Below are 17519 nucleotides of genomic sequence, written 5' to 3'. Positions count from 1 at the left end.
TTTTATAATTGATTCGGTAATTGCTCATCTTTTAAGTTTAATTTTTAAAATGCATTTTATCGGATTTTTTTGCATTTTATGGAATATTTTTTTTGCATTTGTTTTGTAAGGTCACTTTTTTTTATAATTTTACGAACCAAATTGCCTCAAAACCTATTAAAATTTAACCTTATGAGGCGTTTCGTTTAACATTTGTTTTCAGAATTGATTAATAGTAAGGATAAAAACGATTGTTAATTTAGGAGTTGAAAAGCTCGCTTTTGCATTAAAGTGATAATGAAAATACAAAACAAAAAAATATTTGTCTCAATTTTATTTGTGTTGGTGAGCTTTATCTGTGTTGCTCAAGATCCTCCGCAGCCTCAACCACAAGGAACTCCTCCTCCAGGGCTGCCGATTGATGGTTTAGTTTCAGTTTGTTTTATTGTTGCTAGTGTCTATGGTGTTAGAGTTAAAATCAAGCAGAAAAAATAGAATTTCCTATTGATACAGCCTGTTTAATTGGCTAATATATTTCCCCACAACATCAAATTCTAGATTTACGACACTTCCTTTATGAAACTGATTGAAGTTGGTATGTTCAAATGTGTAAGGAATTATAGCAACGCTAAATTCCCCCTTTTTAGAATTTACCACCGTCAAGCTTACTCCATTTACAGTAATTGATCCTTTTTCAATAGTTATATTATGTAAAGATGGGTCGTAAGTGAATGTAAATACCCAGCTACCATTTTCACTGCTGATCGATGTGCAAGTCGCTATTTGGTCAACATGGCCTTGAACAATATGGCCGTCCAGTCGGTCTCCCAATTTCATGGCTCTTTCCAGATTTACTTGATCTCCTATATTTAAAGAACCTAAATTGGTTTTATTTAGGGTTTCCTTAATGGCTGTAACTGTATATTCTTCATTTGAAATATTTACTACCGTAAGACAAACGCCATTATGGGCGACACTTTGGTCTATTTTTAATTCAGGAGTAATGTTGCTTTTTACGGTAATATGAAGGTTGTCCTGTTCAGTGTCTAGTTTTGTGATTACTCCTAAGTCTTCAATAATTCCTGTAAACATAATGTCGAATAAATGGTTAAATTTGCAGGTACAAAAGTACGTACAATTACTGTATTTACTGAAAGGGCTGTTGTTTTTGTGGTAAGGTTTAACGTTATTAGACCATATGAGAGGTGACAGCTTGTAATTTTGACATATATTTTAATGAAAAAAGATAATACAATAAGAGTAGGAATTTCGGTAGGTGATTTAAACGGTATAGGACCAGAAATTATCTTAAAAACCTACGAAGATCCTCGTATGCTAGAATTTTGTACACCTATAATTTTCGCCTCTATTAAGGTGATGTCGTTCTATAAGAAGCATATTGGAAGCAATGTTAATTTACATGGAATTCATGATGCTGGCCAAATAGTGGACGGGAAGATTAATGTTTTGAATGTTTGGAAAGAAAATGTCACTGTTGAATTTGGTAAGGAGGATATTAAAATAGGAGGCTATGCAGTGAAATCTTTGGAAGCAGCTACTCAGGCGCTTAAAAAAGGAGCTGTGGACGTATTGGTGACAGCGCCTATCAATAAGCACAATATCCAATCTGATACCTTCAAATTCCCGGGACATACGGATTATTTGGCCAAGGAGTTGGAAGGTAAGAGTTTGATGTTTATGGTTACTGAAGGGCTTAAGGTTGGTTTACTTACCGACCATGTTCCTGTAAAGGATGTGCCTAAAAATATCACACCTCAATTAATCCAGGACAAAATAAATACCGTTTATATCTCTTTGGTAAAAGATTTTAATATCAATAGGCCTCGTATTGCGGTGTTGGCCATTAATCCACATGCAGGGGATAATGGTGTTATAGGAGAGGAGGATGACAAGGTTTTAGGACCTACCTTGAAGAAAATAAGAGAAACTGGGAAGTTGGTTTATGGGCCATATTCGGCAGATAGCTTTTTTGGCTCAAACAATTACAAAAATTTTGATGCAGTGGTAGCTTCCTATCACGACCAAGGTTTAATTCCCTTCAAGACAATTTCGTTTGGACAGGGGGTGAATTTTACTGCAGGATTGAGTAAAATTAGAACGTCACCAGATCATGGGACGGCCTATGAGATTGCTGGATCCAATAAAGCCGATGAAAGCTCGTTTAAAGAAGCGGTGTTCACGGCCTTACAGATTTATAAGAATAGAAGTGAGTACGAAGTACTTTCAAAAAACCCATTAAAAAAGGCGCCAAAAAAGATATGAACATTTTTTGTTTATAACAAGTAGTAATAAATAAAAAATTTATATATTTGCAGGCTCAAAATGACAGTGACTATGAAGCCCTTAAAAGAATATACCATACAATTTGTAGGTTTAAAGGTAGGAAAGCATCATTTTGATTATCAAATTGATAATAAGTTCTTTGAACATTTTGAGTACGAAGAGTTCAATGATGTAAACATCGAGACCCATTTGGATTTTGAAAAAAAGTCCACTTTAATGGAGCTGCATTTTACTGTTGAAGGTACTGTAAATGTCAATTGCGATGTAACCAATGAGCCGTTTGACCAAAAGGTTAAAGGTCATTTTGATTTGGTTGTTAAGTTTGGAGAGGAATACAACGATGAATATGAAGACATATTGATCTTGCCTCATGGAGAATACGAACTGAATGTGGCGCAATACATTTATGAATTGGTCATATTGTCGGTACCTGCCAAACGTGTGCACCCAGGTGTAATGGATGGTACATTGCAGTCGGACGTACTTAAAAAGTTGGAAGAGTTGAGCCCAAAAGGGGAAAAGGAAACTAAAACATCGGAGGAGATAGACCCTCGTTGGAATACATTAAAAAAACTATTAACGGATAAATAACATATAAAATGGCACATCCTAAAAGAAAGATTTCTAAAACAAGAAGAGATAAGAGAAGAACACATTACAAGGCATCTGTTCCTCAGATAGCGACGTGTCCTACTACAGGAGAAGCTCACTTATACCACAGAGCTCATTGGCACGAAGGAAAGTTGTACTATAGAGGTCAAGTCCTAATTGACAACTCTGAGAAAGAAGAGAATTTAGCATAAATATTATGCATGCATATAATAAAACGCTCAGCAATGAGCGTTTTTTTTATGATTAATTTTTTAAAGTCTCAAAAACAAGTTAATTTGCGCCTTAATTGACTAAAAAAGTAGTAATTTCGTCAAAATTTACTTGTTTTTGGCCTTTTTTGCCAAAATTTTGGATAACTAATAAATAAGTAATGAGTAAAATCACAGCGGCAATTACAGCTGTAGGAGCCTATCTACCTGACTTTGTATTATCAAATAAAGTTCTAGAAACTATGGTTGATACAAACGATGAATGGATTACTACTAGAACGGGTATCAAAGAAAGGCGAATACTTAAAAAAGAAGGGGCAGGAACATCTTACCTTGCCATCAAAGCAGCAGAAAACTTAATGGAACGCAAACAGGTGGATCCCAAAGAAATTGATTTGGTGATTGTGGCTACGGCTACCCCAGATTTGTTGGTGGCATCTACTGCGGTTTACGTAGCTTCTGAAATAGGAGCGACCAACGCCTTTGCATACGATTTGCAGGCAGCGTGCTCTAGTTTCCTTTACGGAATGTCTACAGCAGCGGCTTATATCGAGTCTGGTCGTTATAAAAAAGTACTATTGATTGGAGCAGATAAAATGTCTTCGATCATTGATTATACAGACCGGACTACCTGCATTATTTTTGGAGACGGTGCCGGTGCAGCTTTGTTCGAACCAAATACGGAAGGTCTAGGATTTCAGGATGAATATTTGCGAAGCGATGGTGCCGGAAGGGAATTCCTTAAGATTGAAGCAGGAGGATCTATTTTGCCTCCAAGTGTGGAAACTGTAAAAAATGGTCAACACTTCGTACATCAGGATGGACGCACAGTATTTAAATTTGCGGTGTCCAATATGGCCGATGTAGCTGAAAAAATCATGCAGCGAAATAACCTTAGCCATGAGGACGTGTCTTGGTTGGTGCCACACCAAGCCAACTTGCGTATTATCGATGCAACTGCCAATAGAATGAGCCTTCCAGAGGAAAAGGTTCTTAAGAATATCCATCGTTATGGAAACACAACTTCGGCCACCTTACCGTTGTTGTTAAGCGATTTCGAATCCCAATTCAAAAAAGGAGATAATTTAATATTTGCTGCCTTTGGTGGCGGATTTACTTGGGGATCGGTCTATTTAAAATGGGCCTACAATTCCTAATTCTTAAACTAAACTAATAATATAATTAAACTATTATGGATATAAAGGAAATTCAAAACTTAATCAAATTTGTAGCCAAATCTGGTGCAAGTGAGGTTAAATTGGAAATGGACGATATCAAGATCACCATTAAGACAGGAAGTGACGATAAAGGTGAATCTACTACTATCTTACAACAAATCCCAGTTAACAATCCTATAGCGCAAGCTCCTCCAGTAGCAGAGGTGCAAGCTACTATTCCTGCAGCAGTTCCAGCGGCAGCTCCAGCAGATGACAATTCAAAATATGTAACTATTAAGTCTCCTATCATCGGTACTTTTTACCGTAAGCCTGCACCAGACAAACCTGTATTTGTGGAGGTAGGCAGCACTATTAAAGAAGGAGATGTGCTTTGTGTAATCGAAGCCATGAAACTTTTCAACGAAATAGAATCTGAAATTTCAGGTAAAATCGTAAAAATATTGGTGGACGATGCCTCTCCAGTAGAGTTTGATCAACCATTGTTTTTAGTGGACCCATCTTAATGTAAAATCCCAATTTTCAATTCCAAAACCTGAAGAGGTACTTCGGGATTTGTTTTTTGAATATTGAAAATTTGAAGAATTTATGTTTAAAAAAATATTAGTTGCCAATCGAGGAGAAATTGCACTTCGTGTAATTAGAACCTGTAAGGAAATGGGCATTAAAACGGTGGCTGTGTATTCTACGGCAGATGCCGATAGTTTGCACGTTAAATTTGCCGATGAAGCGGTTTGTATTGGTCCTGCCCCTAGTTCAGAATCTTACTTAAAAATGTCAAATATCATTGCAGCTGCAGAAATTACCAATGCAGATGCAATTCACCCAGGTTATGGATTCTTGTCTGAAAATGCCAAGTTTTCAAAAATCTGTGAAGAACACGATATCAAGTTTATTGGTGCCTCTCCGGAGATGATCTCGAAAATGGGAGATAAGGCCACTGCAAAAGCAACCATGAAGGAAGCTGGTGTGCCATGTGTGCCTGGAAGTGACGGAATCATTGCTAGTTACGAGGAGTGCGAAAAGTTGGCCGAGGAAGTTGGTTATCCTGTAATGCTGAAGGCTACTGCCGGAGGTGGTGGTAAAGGAATGCGTGCTGTTTGGAAGGCTGAAGACCTCAAAAACGCATGGGATTCCGCCAGACAGGAATCTAAAGCAGCCTTTGGAAACGATGATATGTACATGGAAAAACTCATTGAAGAGCCTAGACATATCGAGATCCAGATTGTTGGAGATTCCAGAGGAAAAGCATGTCACTTGTCAGAACGTGACTGTTCTATCCAACGTCGTCACCAAAAATTGACAGAGGAAGTGCCATCACCTTTCATGACCGATGAGTTGAGAACCAAAATGGGGGACGCAGCTGTAAAGGCGGCCGAATATATAAAATACGAAGGCGCCGGTACCATCGAGTTTTTGGTGGATAAGCACCGTAACTTCTACTTCATGGAAATGAACACGCGTATCCAAGTGGAGCATCCAATTACCGAGCAGGTAATTGATTTCGACTTGATCCGTGAACAAATTTTGGTGGCTGCAGGTGTGCCAATTTCTGGTAAAAACTACGAGCCAAACTTACATTCCATTGAGTGTAGAATCAATGCGGAAGACCCGTTCAACGATTTTAGACCATCACCAGGTAAAATCACCACATTACATGCACCGGGAGGACATGGTGTTCGTTTGGATACCCACGTATATGCTGGGTATACCATTCCGCCAAACTATGACTCTATGATTGCGAAGTTGATTACAACCGCTCAAACTAGAGAAGAAGCCATCAACAAAATGAAGCGTGCTTTGGATGAGTTCGTCATCGAAGGAATTAAAACAACCATTCCTTTCCACAGACAGTTGATGGACCACCCAGATTATCTTGCTGGAAACTATACCACCAAATTTATGGAAGGTTTCAAAATGCAAGATCTTAAGGAAGAAGAATAACATATTCCTATAAAATAATAAAGACTCCGAATTGTAAAGTTCGGAGTTTTTTTATGGTGTTCTTTTGCCCAAAAGTATTTGCCCAAAAGTCAGGCTGTCCGTTGTATCTTTTTGTGAAAAACAAAAAGGATGTCACTTCCATCCTTAACACGAAAACAGTAACTTCGTAACATGAATTGGTCTTTTTGGGAAATACAATCTTGGTTCTCCAACGTGGATTTTACCATTGTTGGCAGTGGTATTGTTGGGTTGAACTGTGCCCTGCATCTAAAGAAAAAATATCCAAAGGCCAAGATACTTGTTTTGGAAAAGGGCATCTTGCCTCAAGGTGCTAGTACCAAAAATGCCGGTTTTGCCTGTTTCGGGAGTCTTAGCGAGATCTTGGAGGATATGCAGTCCCATGATGAGGAAAATGTATTTCAGTTGGTTCAAAAACGTGTGGAAGGCTTAAAACTATTGCGTCAAAATTTAAGTGATACAACTATTGATTTTAAACAATATGGGGGCTACGAACTGTTTACTCAAGAACAAAGTTCTTCTTTTGATGCTTGTTTGGAGCAAATGGAATCCGTTAACAAGTTGCTTCATCCTTTGTTTAAGGAAGAGGTATTTGAACTGAAGGAAAATACATTTGGATTTCAAAATGTGCAAAACAAATTTCTATACACCTCTTTCGAAGGTCAGATTGACACAGGAAAAATGATGGAGGCTTTGTTGTTTAAAGTGCAGTCTTTAGGTGTGAAGATCTTGAATAACGTTGCTGTTGAAAGCTTTTCGGAAACAAATACAGGTGTAGTCATAAAAACGAAGGATTTTGAAGTGTCAACTTCCAAATTATTTGTGGCCACCAACGGATTTGCGTCCCAACTTTTAAACGAAACCGTCTTGCCGGCAAGAGCTCAAGTGTTGGTAACCAAACCTATCAAAAAATTACCATTTAAAGGCACCTTTCATTTGGATAGAGGGTATTATTATTTTAGAAATGTCGGGGATAGAGTGCTTTTTGGAGGTGGTCGAAACTTGGATTTTAAAACAGAGGAAACCACCCAATTTGGACTCTCGGAATTAGTTCAAAACCAGTTAGAGGATTTGCTTAAAAACACAATTTTACCTGATATATCTTTTGAAATTGAAAACAGATGGAGTGGTATTATGGGGGTTGGAGCGCAAAAGAAACCAATCCTGAAGCAAGTGTCCAACAATGTGTTTTGTGGTGTTAGACTGGGAGGCATGGGCGTTGCCATTGGGAGTTTGGTAGGAAAGGAATTGGCTGAATTGTTAGATTGATATCATGAATAAGCTCATCAGATTTTTTGTGAAACTTATTTTTCTGTGGATTATCCTTTCTGCAGGCTTGGTGATTATCTATCGTTGGGTGCCGGTACCCATCACACCGCTGATGGTAATTCGCTATTATGAGCAGCCAAAGGAGAAAGAGAGACAAATGTGGAAACACGATTGGGAACCTTTGGAAGCGATTTCTAAAAATCTACAATTGGCCGTTATTTGCAGTGAGGACCAAACCTTTGTAAAACATCATGGATTCGATGTAAAAGCCATTGAAAAGGCCTATGAAAATAACAAAAAAGGCAAGCGAATTAAAGGAGGAAGTACTATTAGTCAGCAAACGGCAAAAAATGTGTTTTTATGGCCAGGACGTAGTTGGTTACGTAAAGGATTGGAAGCATATTTCACATTTTTAATTGAATTGGTTTGGCCAAAGGAACGTATTATTGAGGTGTACCTTAACAGCATTGAAATGGGTAATGGTATTTATGGTGCAGAAGCGGCTTCCCGTTATTGGTTTAAAAAGCCTGCCAGTAAATTATCCCAATATGAGGCAGCTGCTATAGCGGCTATCTTGCCCAATCCAAGGCATTACAAAGCTCAACCTGCCACAGCATATATTCAGGGGAGAAAGGAGTGGATTGTTAAACAAATGGGCTTTTATGGACCTTTAGATTATTCTGTTCCCAATGAAGAATAAAGAATTAATAAAACCTAAGTTGCTGCATCAATGCATGGAATTGATAGACGCTCGGTTGAAGGTCAGCCAACAAAGTATTCTGGATATTCAAGAATCCCTAAATTCCGAAACTAAAAGCAGTGCGGGAGATAAGCATGAAACAGGCCGTGCTATGCTGCAATTGGAACGGGAAAAGGCAGGTCAACAATTAGCAGAACTGGAACGCACCAAAGCAGTTCTATCCAAAATAGATCCTAATAGTAGCCCTAAAATAATTGGTTTGGGGAGTGTGGTGTTTACCGATAAAGGAAATTATTTTATAGCTATAAGTTTGGGTGAACTGAATATTGAAGACATGGCTTTTTATGCCATTTCAGCTGCCACTCCAATAGGTCAGTTGCTAATGGGGAAACAGGTGGGTGATAACTTTGTTTTTAGAGGAACTCAATTTAATATTATCGGTGTATTATAAGTGGTAATTAAAATATAGTTTATGTTTGTAATAGTATATTTATATTATTATGAAAAATATTACAATAATATGTTTTCTTGCAGGGATGTTTTTTGGTTGTCAAAAGACTATTGAAAACCCGAAAACACAGATTATTATAACCACAGATCAAGACAGTCTTTTATATGTAGACTTTTACAGACCTCAAGATGGTATATTTTTATGGGGGAGCAAAAAAGATAGTATTCACCGAAACAACAATAAAGAGTTTAGAATAGATGTTGACCTCCAAGAACCTGAATATGTAAAACTAAATGTTAGTGGTAAGGAGTTAAGAATGGTTTTATTACCAAATCAAACGTATCGGATTGCGATCAATAATGATAAAGTTTCTTTTTCTGAAGATAATGGAGAAGGGCAAGAGTTGTTTAATCAATTTAACAGAGATGATATAGGTACTTTTAGTTTTCAAGATAGGTTTGTAAAGGATAGCACTTTTGCCTTGCTTGAAAGCAGTTTGTATAAGTTGAAGAGTACAGAACTTAGGCAATTAGATTCTTTATTGAATGCCGATAAAATAGATCCGCAATTTTACGAGTTCAGCCTGAATGATATCAATTATTATTATGCCAATGCACGGGTTAGCTTGGTTTCGGGGTCAAGTAGAAAGGGTAATTTCGAGGAGAAAAAGGAAATCGACTCTATTATCACTACTACCCTTCGTCAATATCCATATAACATCAAGGATGCACCAATAAATTGGTATAAGTATGTAAGGAGTGGTATTATATGGCCTAAATTAAAAAGTCAGTTTAATTGGGAACAAAGAGATGAGTTGTATCAAAAGGACAGTTTGCATCCTGTTATTATTGAGACCATAAATAAAAATTTATCTCCAGAATACCAGGAACGCTATTTAGCCTATTACTTGTTTTCTGCATTAAAGGTCAAAAAGTTTGAAAAGAGTTTGGTAGTTGCTTTCAAAGATTTTAAATCCTCATATCCTAACAGCAAGTTTATACCCTACATAGAACCAGATATTAATGAGATTGTAGAATTTCATGATAAAATAAAGGGTGAAATGCCCTCAGCGGTAAGATTTTTGGACAATGAAAACATTAATGATTTCAATAGATTGCTTTTGGATACGAATGGAGAAAAACTATATGTAGATGTTTGGGCAACGAATTGTGCTCCGTGTAAAAAGGAATTTGAACATAATGAGGCTTTAAACCAATTATTGGAGAAATATAACTACAAAAAGTTATACGTGTCATTAGATAGGAAAGAGGACAAGCAACGTTGGTTGGATATGATTAAATACTATGACCTCTTGGGCTATCATCATTTAGCAAGTCAAGAATTCTTTGCTCACTTTGCAAATAACTTTTCACCTTATGAGGGCTCTGTATCTATTCCTCAATATTTATTGGTAGATGAAAAAGGGAATATAAAAACTATAGACGCTCCAAGGCCAAGTAAATTGGAACAACTTGAAGCAGTATTGAAGGAGGAAAGCCTATAGTTGTTTTTCAATATAAATAGAGGTGCCTAATTCAATTGTTTTGGGATGATTCAAAAAAACAATATCTCCATTTAAATCTGCTTCAATCAAATAATAACCCCCTTTAAAATAGGCCTGTTTGACGGTTGCTTTAAGGTTAGATTTTGGAACCACTTTTAATTGATGAGCGTAAACAATGTTTCCTTCAATGATATTGAATTCTCCAAAAAAGGAAGCTATTAAAGGCGTCTGTGGATTATTGAACAAATTTTCAGGGGAATCATTGCCTACAATTTGGTGCTTGTCCAAAACAATCATTCTATCTGAAAATCCTAAAACATCTTCACTGTCATGGGTGGCAACAATACAGGTAATTTTATGTCGCTTTAAATATTGAAACACATTTCGGCGTAAGGATTGTTTTTTAAAATTGTCAATGTGGCTAAAGGGCTCATCCAATAACATTATTTCTGGCTGTTTTGCCAAAGCTCTCGCCAAGGCCACACGTTGCTTTTGGCCACCACTTAAGGTCTTTACTTTGGTTTTGGCAAAGTGGGACAACTCTACAACCTCCAGGAGTTCAGCAACTCTTTTTTGTTTCTCTTTGGGATAAAAGTTAGACAGGAATTTTCCAATGTTTTCCTCTACCGATGTGAAAGGCATCAAATCAAATTCTTGGGCGACATATTTCATAAAATCGTAGCCAATGACCAAATTGAATTTTGGCCCCAATATTTGTGTGTTTTTCCAAAAAATCTCGCCTTGGTCTAAATCGTGTTCGCCGTAGAGTAACTTTAGAAGAGTACTTTTACCCGAGCCGCTTTCCCCAATTATGGAAAGGTGTTCGCCAATACCAACTTCAAAATTGACATCTTTTAATACCGAATTGTCTTTATAGTGAAATGATAAGTTTTTTACTTGAAGCATGCTGCAAAAATAGCATAAAAAACGCTCAGTTAGCTGAGCGTTTAAGTTATGTTTCTGAGAGGTTATTGTTTAATGAACTTCTTGGTTTTAATGAATGTGTTATTCACTAGACGTAATACATAGTTGCCATTTGATAAAGTAGATACATCAATAGAATTGTTTGTGAGTTTGGCATTCAAAACACGTTTTCCCTGTATGTCAAAAACCGTATAGACGGTATTTTCCAATTCCAAAGAAGAACTTAAATATAACATGTCTTTGGTTGGGTTGGGGTAAATGATCAAATTATCAACAATGGAGTCCTCAAGGCTAAGGGTTTCACTTTCTTGGATGACTAGGGACCCATTTATGGACGGGTTTAGGATTTCATCAATAGCGCCAGAGGGCCAATAGATTCTAACATAATTTACGGTAGTGTCAGAACCAAGCCCAAAATGGGTGTTTAATGTATGCATATATTTAAAACCTTCACCACTTCTTACATCTCTAATTTGAGTGCCAGAAGGGGTGCTTATTTCTACCCTCGATCCAATACCGTTGCGATTACTGGAATCTTCACTTTCATGGATATTTCCAACGGTAATTATTTTAAGCCAATTGTTGTCATTGGTGTCATTGTAATAAATGGTATTAAACCTAAAAAAATCCAAAAAGCCATCGTTGTTCAGGTCGCCAATTGCTCCAGAACCTGGAATAGTTAAGTTGTCCATAAGAGTAAAAGTCATGTCTCCATTTCCAAATAGAATATCGCCATTGGTGTAAATGTCAAGATTTCCATCGTTGTCAAAATCCCCAGGGACGTTTTCGTGTCCAAAGGCAGCTTCGGCCACTCCAGAGCCTGAGGTAACATCTGTGAAGGTGCCGTCGCCATTGTTCATCATAAGCTTATGGTCATTGACTGTTATTTCAGGGTCTGTATCATTTTGACTAGACCCAACGTAGGCATCCATATCTCCATCATTATCGAAATCGCCCCAAGCAGCAGACCATGTTTGGATAATATCAGCTAGCCCAGCAGCAGCCCCTACTTCTGTATAGGTGCCATCTCCATTATTTTGGTATAATTGGTTAGTACGTCGCGCATCAGATCCACCACATTTGGCCATAAACATGTCAATGTCGTAATCGTTATCATAATCAATCCAAACCGAGGCATAGTTGCCTCCAGTCGAAAAGTCTCCAAGACCATTAGTGTTTTCGTAAATCAAGTTGTTGTCACCATCATTTATATAAGAGACACTGGGTGCTAAATCATGGCACATAAAGGCGTCTAAATGCCCGTCATTATTAATGTCTACAAAATTACCACGCTGGGAAAATACACTCTCAGAACCTGAAATTTCCGTAAAGGCAGTTCCATCATCATTGGCCTGCATAAATGTGACTCCATTGGATGAGCCGTACATGAGGTCGTTGTAGCCATTAGCATCCCAATCACCTGCAGATAAACTCCAAGTAGGGAGAAAATCGGCCTCGGATGTATAAATGGTCACATTGTTGAATCCTCCACTTGCCAATTGATAGTTGATGTTAATATAATGGTCTGGTGTTGTAACACCGTCAACAGTAGTTTCTGCATTAATGGACACGGTGTCGTCCAAAAAATCCCCGTTCATATCTACTACACCTAGGTCGTAAGGACCATTGGCCGTGACATATTCGGTGGAGAAAGTAATTGGGGGAGTATTGCCGCTTTGCGCATGGGTTGCAAAGGAAGCCAAAAGGGAAGCCAAAAAGAGTATTTGTTTTTTCATAATTAAATGGATTAACTATTATTCACAGTTTATATTTAATGAACTGATCCAGGTTTGTAAAAGCTCAATACCTTCATCATGTTTTAGGGTTCTGCCCAATAAGGGCATTCTGAGGGATTCTTCTGTAGTGTTCAGCCTTACCAGCAGCAAAGAGTTTTCTGGGCTGCCGGGATTGATGATGTTGGAGGCGGAAGGATCGTAAATATCTTGGGCTTCCACACAAAGGCCTAAATTGGTCAAGTCTTCGGTTTCATGGAAGGCAAAACGGAGTTCTCTGTAGTTGCAATGTCCCAAATCGGAATGGCAATGTGCACAGTTGATGTCTAAATATGAACGCACTCTTGTTTCCAAATCCTCTGTGTCGTCACTCCAAGAAACCATATGGTCTATAGTGTCTGGGAAATCAGGACTTAAATAGCCAAACTCCACCCATTTCTCCAATTGGTTTTTCGTACTGCCATCTTGGTACGTATAGTTGCGATCCAGGTTTTGTGGTTTTACTCCAATAGGATAGGGCGTGTCGTTTTCCGACTTATGACATGTAAGGCATTCTGCATAAGGCGGAATACGGTAATTGATATTTTTTTGAATGCCATTTTCAAGAAACTGAAATGCTTTTAGGCTTCCGGTAAGATCGAACGTTGCTTCTGTTTGCAAATCGTTCCAAACATAATTGGCAAAAATCCAACCTTCTTCTTTCTTAATTTGAAGGCGAGTTTCTATTAGTTTTTTAGAGGCTTCAGGAAGGACTTCGTCATAATAGAAGTTTTTGATTAGAATAGTGCCTAATGGAAATTCAATAATGGAATAGTCATCAATATAGTGGGCTTGAGAATCCTTGGGCATCCAAACAAAGCGTTTTTTATGGGCGTAGTCTGAAAATAAAGGAGCAATGACATCGTAAGGTAAAACCCCATAAACGGGACTTAAATCAGCTATGTTTCCTTCGAAAAAATTGTATTCGGAAAGTGTGGGATATGGGACGTTTTCAATGTCGAAAACTACGGGAGAGGTTTCTTCCGGCTCTGCTATGGGGACATACTGGTCGTCATCCTTGGCGCAAGAAAAAAATACCAAGACCACCCAAAAAAAGCCAAATACCCTTACATAGTTTTTTAACATTCGCAGTAAAATTTGGACAACTAATATAATTCTTTGTACAAAGCAAAAGCAATTAATTAGTTGAATTACACGTTTTTACTGTTTATTTGAATGTTGTTTTAAGGTTTTAACTTTTGCTAATTTAAGGTGGTCTTGGTTATGATATTTTTATTAAATCAAATTGTTTTCCAACAAATATTCAGCAATTTGAATGGTGTTGGTAGCAGCTCCTTTACGTAAATTGTCGGCAACAATCCACATGTTTAGAGTATTTGGTAGAGATTCATCTCTTCTTATTCTTCCTACAAATACCTCGTCTTTATCATGCGCATAAATTGGCATTGGGTAGGTGTTTGTAGCTGTGTTGTCCTGAACAATCACTCCAGGCGTTTCACTTAAAATGGTTCTGATATCTGCTAAGTCAAAATCATTTTCAAACTCTACGTTTACAGATTCACTATGCCCTCCTGCAGTTGGAATTCTAACCGCTGTTGCGGATACTGCAAAGGAATTATCACCCAAAATTTTCTGAGGCTCTTTAGCCAATTTCATTTCTTCTTTAGTGTAACCATTGTCCTGGAACACGTCACAGTGAGGCAATGCATTGCGCCCAATTGGGTAAGGATAGGCCATTTCACCTTCTACACCAGCAATTTCATTTTCTAATTGTTTTACTGCCTTAACACCAGTTCCAGAAACTGATTGGTAAGTAGAAACAATCACACGTTTCATTCTATATTTTTCATGAAGTGGTGCCAAAGCCATTACCAACTGAATCGTTGAGCAGTTTGGGTTGGCGATAATTTTATCTTCTTTGGTTAATTCGCTAGCGTTGATTTCAGGAACCACCAATTTTTTAGTAGGGTCCATTCTCCAAGCAGAAGAGTTGTCTACCACGGTTGTACCAACTTCGGCAAATTTAGGCGCCCATTCCAAAGAGGTGTCTCCTCCCGCAGAAAATAAGGCCACATCTGGCTTCATGTTTACGGCATCTGCCAAACCTACTACGGTATATTCCTTGTCCTTAAATGTAATTGATTTTCCAACAGAACGCTCTGAGGCTACTGGGATTAATTCTGTTAATGGGAAATTGCGTTCTGCAAGAACTTTCAGCATAACTTCTCCAACCATTCCGGTTGCTCCTACTACTGCTACTTTCATGTTACATTTTGTATTTAAAGGGTTTTTGAATTGTTTTGAGCAAAGCTAAGTATTAATTGAGTATTTAGGGCACAAAAAAAGCCTCAGTGTCTTTAAAACCAAGGCTTTTTTACAACAAATAACAAAAAGTTATATATTTAACAATCTTATTTTTTAAGCAAATCCCGAATTTCTGCCAATAATTCTTCTTGGGTTGGTCTAGCAGGTGCAGCAGGAGCTGGTTCTTCTTTTTTCTTTAGGGAATTGATACCTTTTATAAGCATAAACATCACGAACGCCACAATAATAAAGTCGATGACATTGGTTAAAAACTGTCCGTAAAGTATCGCGACTTCTCCTATAATTTCACCTGCTTCGTTAGCAGTGCCTTCGGCAATGACATACTTGAGGTCCTTGAAATCTGATTTGAAAATCAACCCTATTATAGGGGAGACAATGCCTCCTGTAAAAGAGGTTACCACTTTGCTGAAGGCAGCACCCATCACGAAGGCCACGGCAATGTCTACCAAGTTGCCCTTCATGGCAAATTCCTTGAATTCTTTTAGCATAAGAAATATGTTAATTGGTTATTACCTCACTAAAATACCAAAAAAACAATCAGTTAAAAATCAATTAAAAAGATTATTCTAGAATGACCCTTTTAACCCTTTGTGAGATGGCTGTGAGGATTTCATAGGAAATGGTATTGGCACCTTGTGCAAACTCCGAAGCCGTCGGTTGCTTGCCAAAAATGATGACTTCATCCCCTTCGTTACAGTCAATATCGGTGATATTTACCATAATCATGTCCATACACACATTGCCAATAATAGGCGCGCATTGGCCATTGATGGTTACAGCCCCTTTGCCATGACCATATTGCCTGCCAATACCATCGGCATGACCAATAGGGATGGTGGCTGTTTTTTGAAATTTATTGGCTTTAAAGGCTCGATTGTAGCCCACGGTTTCCCCTTTCTTGATATGGTGAATTTGTGAAATAACCGATTTAAGCGTCCCGATAGGTTGGAAGTTTTGGTTCTCTTCTTCCGAATTTCCAAAGCCATACAACCCAATACCGCTGCGTACCATATCAAAATGTGCTTCGGGATAATTTAGGATTCCAGATGTGTTGCACATATGCAGCATGGGTTTAAAGCCAAGGGTTTCAGTAAAGTCTTTGGCAATGGCTTTAAAAGTTTCAATTTGGGTAAGGGTGAATTCCTTTTCATTCAAGTCTTCACTGGCTGCCATATGTGAAAATATGGATTTTACACCAATCGCTTTGGTATGGTTCAAAATAGACGCAATGCCTTTTACATCATATTCGGAAAACCCTAATCGGTTAAGGCCTGTGTTGAACTTTAAATGAATGGGATAATCGGTCTGACCTTCTTTTTCGGCCACGGCAATGAACTCATTCAACACTTTGGAGTTGTATAAACTAGGCTCCAAGCAACGTTCAATAAGTTGTTTGAAATGCGCAGGCTGTGGGTGCAGTACCAAGATGCGTTTCGTAATACCAGCTTCGCGAAGGGCAATCCCTTCACTAGTGTAGGCCACTGCAAAATAGTCTACATCAAGTTCCTGTAAAAACTTGGCAATTACATTGGCATCGTGCCCATAGGAATAGGCTTTAACCACGGCCAAAAATTGAGTGTCATTTTGGAGTTTGGACCTAAGGTAGTTGTAATTGTGCTTGAGGGCTTTTAAGTCTATTTCAAGGGTAGTTTCCTGGGCTTTGGGCATTACTGGTCTTCTTTATTTTTAGGAGAAAGGTCTTCTGCATCGTTCACGTCCATGTTTCTCACTTTGTCCCGAAGCATACTTTTGTAAAATGCGGCTCTGCTTAAGGGTTCGTATTCATCTACTTCCCCTAATAAAACAAGCGCGTCACTCTTGGTTTTTCGGTGGCTGTACTGTGCCAAGTTTCCTGTTTTGGTACAAATGGCGTGTACTTTGGTAACATATTCGGCAGTAGCCATTAAATTGGGCATGGGGCCAAAAGGGTTGCCTTTATAGTCCATATCCAATCCGGCAACAATTACTCGGATTCCTTTGTTGGCCAAGTCGTTGCAAATCCTAACAATTTCATCGTCAAAAAACTGGGCTTCATCAATGCCCACCACATCACAGCCGTCAGCCAAAATAGGAATATTGGCAGCAGCGGGCACTGGGGTAGAACGAATTTCATTGGCGTCGTGGGAGACTACCTTTTCCTCATCGTACCGCATGTCGATGGCAGGCTTGAAGATTTCCACTTTTTGTTTTGCAAATTGGGCGCGTCTCAAACGGCGTATCAATTCCTCGGTCTTACCCGAAAACATCGAGCCGCATATCACTTCAATCCAGCCAAATTGTTCTTTGGGGTTTACTGTATTTTCAAGAAACATTTTGTAATTTTAACGCTAAAACTAGGCTAACTTTCGTTTTCTATAAAGGTGGCGTAAATT

The 17519-nt window shown here is 38.2% G+C and carries 19 protein-coding genes; 11 read left to right on the top strand and 8 right to left on the bottom strand.

Features of this window, described 5'->3' with window-relative positions; all coding sequences use genetic code 11:
• Positions 1-276 precede the first annotated feature (276 nt).
• On the top strand, positions 277-474 hold the full coding sequence (locus tag ZA05_RS04795; RefSeq protein ID WP_053990542.1) for a hypothetical protein: 198 nt from the start codon (positions 277-279) through the stop codon (positions 472-474).
• A 6-nt stretch (positions 475-480) separates the two neighbouring features.
• On the opposite strand, the gene ZA05_RS04790 is transcribed toward ZA05_RS04795, so the two are convergent.
• Positions 481-1071: a riboflavin synthase gene (locus ZA05_RS04790; RefSeq protein WP_053990541.1), complete on the bottom strand. Its 591-nt coding sequence runs from the start codon at positions 1069-1071 to the stop codon at positions 481-483.
• Positions 1072-1215: 144 nt separating this feature from the next.
• Between ZA05_RS04790 and pdxA the strand changes: the two genes are divergently transcribed.
• From pdxA to ZA05_RS04745, 10 genes are all read left to right on the top strand, one after another.
• Positions 1216-2262 (top strand): 4-hydroxythreonine-4-phosphate dehydrogenase PdxA, encoded by a 1047-nt coding sequence (gene pdxA, locus ZA05_RS04785; RefSeq protein ID WP_053990540.1) that lies wholly within the window; start codon positions 1216-1218, stop codon positions 2260-2262.
• Positions 2263-2334: 72 nt separating this feature from the next.
• On the top strand, positions 2335-2874 hold the full coding sequence (locus ZA05_RS04780) for a DUF177 domain-containing protein (protein ID WP_053990539.1): 540 nt from the start codon (positions 2335-2337) through the stop codon (positions 2872-2874).
• 8 nt (positions 2875-2882) lie between these two features.
• Positions 2883-3086, top strand: coding sequence for a 50S ribosomal protein L32 (gene rpmF, locus ZA05_RS18010; protein ID WP_076662774.1), 204 nt, complete (start codon positions 2883-2885; stop codon positions 3084-3086).
• 179 nt (positions 3087-3265) lie between these two features.
• Positions 3266-4261, top strand: a complete 996-nt coding sequence (locus ZA05_RS04775) for a beta-ketoacyl-ACP synthase III (RefSeq protein WP_053990538.1) — start codon at positions 3266-3268, stop codon at positions 4259-4261.
• A 35-nt stretch (positions 4262-4296) separates the two neighbouring features.
• Entirely contained in the window at positions 4297-4785 is a 489-nt protein-coding gene (gene accB, locus ZA05_RS04770) for an acetyl-CoA carboxylase biotin carboxyl carrier protein (RefSeq protein WP_053990537.1), read from the top strand.
• An 82-nt stretch (positions 4786-4867) separates the two neighbouring features.
• Positions 4868-6223, top strand: a complete 1356-nt coding sequence (gene accC / locus ZA05_RS04765; RefSeq protein WP_053990536.1) for an acetyl-CoA carboxylase biotin carboxylase subunit — start codon at positions 4868-4870, stop codon at positions 6221-6223.
• Between the two features lie 171 nt (positions 6224-6394).
• Positions 6395-7510 carry an FAD-binding oxidoreductase gene (locus ZA05_RS04760; protein WP_053990535.1) on the top strand — a complete coding sequence of 372 codons (1116 nt, stop codon included), beginning with the start codon at positions 6395-6397 and terminating at the stop codon, positions 7508-7510.
• Positions 7511-7514: 4 nt separating this feature from the next.
• Positions 7515-8210, top strand: coding sequence for a monofunctional biosynthetic peptidoglycan transglycosylase (mtgA, locus tag ZA05_RS04755; RefSeq protein WP_053990534.1), 696 nt, complete (start codon positions 7515-7517; stop codon positions 8208-8210).
• Entirely contained in the window at positions 8200-8661 is a 462-nt protein-coding gene (locus ZA05_RS04750; protein WP_053990533.1) for a 3-oxoacyl-ACP synthase, read from the top strand. The genes mtgA and ZA05_RS04750 overlap by 11 nt, the downstream gene beginning before the upstream one ends.
• 49 nt (positions 8662-8710) lie before the next feature.
• Complete coding sequence (locus ZA05_RS04745; RefSeq protein WP_053990532.1) at positions 8711-10165, top strand: redoxin family protein; 1455 nt, start codon at positions 8711-8713, stop codon at positions 10163-10165.
• On the opposite strand, the gene ZA05_RS04740 is transcribed toward ZA05_RS04745, so the two are convergent.
• The 7 genes from ZA05_RS04740 to ZA05_RS04710 form a co-directional block, all read right to left on the bottom strand.
• Positions 10160-11071 (bottom strand): ABC transporter ATP-binding protein, encoded by a 912-nt coding sequence (locus ZA05_RS04740; protein ID WP_053990531.1) that lies wholly within the window; start codon positions 11069-11071, stop codon positions 10160-10162. The two genes, ZA05_RS04745 and ZA05_RS04740, sit on opposite strands and share 6 nt — an antisense overlap.
• 62 nt (positions 11072-11133) lie before the next feature.
• Positions 11134-12825, bottom strand: coding sequence for an FG-GAP-like repeat-containing protein (locus ZA05_RS04735; RefSeq protein WP_053990530.1), 1692 nt, complete (start codon positions 12823-12825; stop codon positions 11134-11136).
• A gap of 18 nt (positions 12826-12843) precedes the next feature.
• Positions 12844-13947 carry a hypothetical protein gene (locus ZA05_RS04730; RefSeq protein WP_053990529.1) on the bottom strand — a complete coding sequence of 368 codons (1104 nt, stop codon included), beginning with the start codon at positions 13945-13947 and terminating at the stop codon, positions 12844-12846.
• A 150-nt stretch (positions 13948-14097) separates the two neighbouring features.
• Complete coding sequence (locus ZA05_RS04725) at positions 14098-15087, bottom strand: aspartate-semialdehyde dehydrogenase (protein ID WP_053990528.1); 990 nt, start codon at positions 15085-15087, stop codon at positions 14098-14100.
• A 146-nt stretch (positions 15088-15233) separates the two neighbouring features.
• Positions 15234-15635, bottom strand: coding sequence for a large-conductance mechanosensitive channel protein MscL (mscL, locus tag ZA05_RS04720; RefSeq protein ID WP_053990527.1), 402 nt, complete (start codon positions 15633-15635; stop codon positions 15234-15236).
• A 73-nt stretch (positions 15636-15708) separates the two neighbouring features.
• Positions 15709-16815 carry an alanine racemase gene (alr, locus tag ZA05_RS04715; RefSeq protein WP_053990526.1) on the bottom strand — a complete coding sequence of 369 codons (1107 nt, stop codon included), beginning with the start codon at positions 16813-16815 and terminating at the stop codon, positions 15709-15711.
• Positions 16815-17459: a thymidine kinase gene (locus tag ZA05_RS04710; RefSeq protein ID WP_053990525.1), complete on the bottom strand. Its 645-nt coding sequence runs from the start codon at positions 17457-17459 to the stop codon at positions 16815-16817. Before ZA05_RS04710 ends, alr begins: the two co-directional genes overlap by 1 nt.
• Positions 17460-17519: the final 60 nt, after the last annotated feature.

The organism is Mangrovimonas sp. TPBH4, assembly GCF_001280505.1.
Lineage (GTDB): Bacteria > Bacteroidota > Bacteroidia > Flavobacteriales > Flavobacteriaceae > Mangrovimonas_A.
Note: the sequence above shows the minus strand (reverse complement) of the source record. Positions and strands in the feature narration are given on the sequence as shown.

Excerpts from the sequence above, each read along its gene's own strand:
- ZA05_RS04725 (WP_053990528.1), bottom strand. The coding sequence starts at position 15,087 with ATGAAAGTAGCAGTAGTAGGAGCAACCGGAATGGTTGGAGAAGTTATG.
- alr (WP_053990526.1), bottom strand. The coding sequence starts at position 16,815 with ATGCCCAAAGCCCAGGAAACTACCCTTGAAATAGACTTAAAAGCCCTC.
- ZA05_RS04745 (WP_053990532.1), top strand. The coding sequence starts at position 8,711 with ATGAAAAATATTACAATAATATGTTTTCTTGCAGGGATGTTTTTTGGT.
- mtgA (WP_053990534.1), top strand. The coding sequence starts at position 7,515 with ATGAATAAGCTCATCAGATTTTTTGTGAAACTTATTTTTCTGTGGATT.
- ZA05_RS04735 (WP_053990530.1), bottom strand. The coding sequence starts at position 12,825 with ATGAAAAAACAAATACTCTTTTTGGCTTCCCTTTTGGCTTCCTTTGCA.
- ZA05_RS04775 (WP_053990538.1), top strand. The coding sequence starts at position 3,266 with ATGAGTAAAATCACAGCGGCAATTACAGCTGTAGGAGCCTATCTACCT.
- rpmF (WP_076662774.1), top strand. The coding sequence starts at position 2,883 with ATGGCACATCCTAAAAGAAAGATTTCTAAAACAAGAAGAGATAAGAGA.
- ZA05_RS04795 (WP_053990542.1), top strand. The coding sequence starts at position 277 with ATGAAAATACAAAACAAAAAAATATTTGTCTCAATTTTATTTGTGTTG.
- ZA05_RS04780 (WP_053990539.1), top strand. The coding sequence starts at position 2,335 with ATGAAGCCCTTAAAAGAATATACCATACAATTTGTAGGTTTAAAGGTA.
- ZA05_RS04730 (WP_053990529.1), bottom strand. The coding sequence starts at position 13,947 with ATGTTAAAAAACTATGTAAGGGTATTTGGCTTTTTTTGGGTGGTCTTG.
- ZA05_RS04750 (WP_053990533.1), top strand. The coding sequence starts at position 8,200 with ATGAAGAATAAAGAATTAATAAAACCTAAGTTGCTGCATCAATGCATG.
- ZA05_RS04790 (WP_053990541.1), bottom strand. The coding sequence starts at position 1,071 with ATGTTTACAGGAATTATTGAAGACTTAGGAGTAATCACAAAACTAGAC.
- pdxA (WP_053990540.1), top strand. The coding sequence starts at position 1,216 with ATGAAAAAAGATAATACAATAAGAGTAGGAATTTCGGTAGGTGATTTA.
- accB (WP_053990537.1), top strand. The coding sequence starts at position 4,297 with ATGGATATAAAGGAAATTCAAAACTTAATCAAATTTGTAGCCAAATCT.
- ZA05_RS04710 (WP_053990525.1), bottom strand. The coding sequence starts at position 17,459 with ATGTTTCTTGAAAATACAGTAAACCCCAAAGAACAATTTGGCTGGATT.
- mscL (WP_053990527.1), bottom strand. The coding sequence starts at position 15,635 with ATGCTAAAAGAATTCAAGGAATTTGCCATGAAGGGCAACTTGGTAGAC.
- ZA05_RS04740 (WP_053990531.1), bottom strand. The coding sequence starts at position 11,071 with ATGCTTCAAGTAAAAAACTTATCATTTCACTATAAAGACAATTCGGTA.
- accC (WP_053990536.1), top strand. The coding sequence starts at position 4,868 with ATGTTTAAAAAAATATTAGTTGCCAATCGAGGAGAAATTGCACTTCGT.
- ZA05_RS04760 (WP_053990535.1), top strand. The coding sequence starts at position 6,395 with ATGAATTGGTCTTTTTGGGAAATACAATCTTGGTTCTCCAACGTGGAT.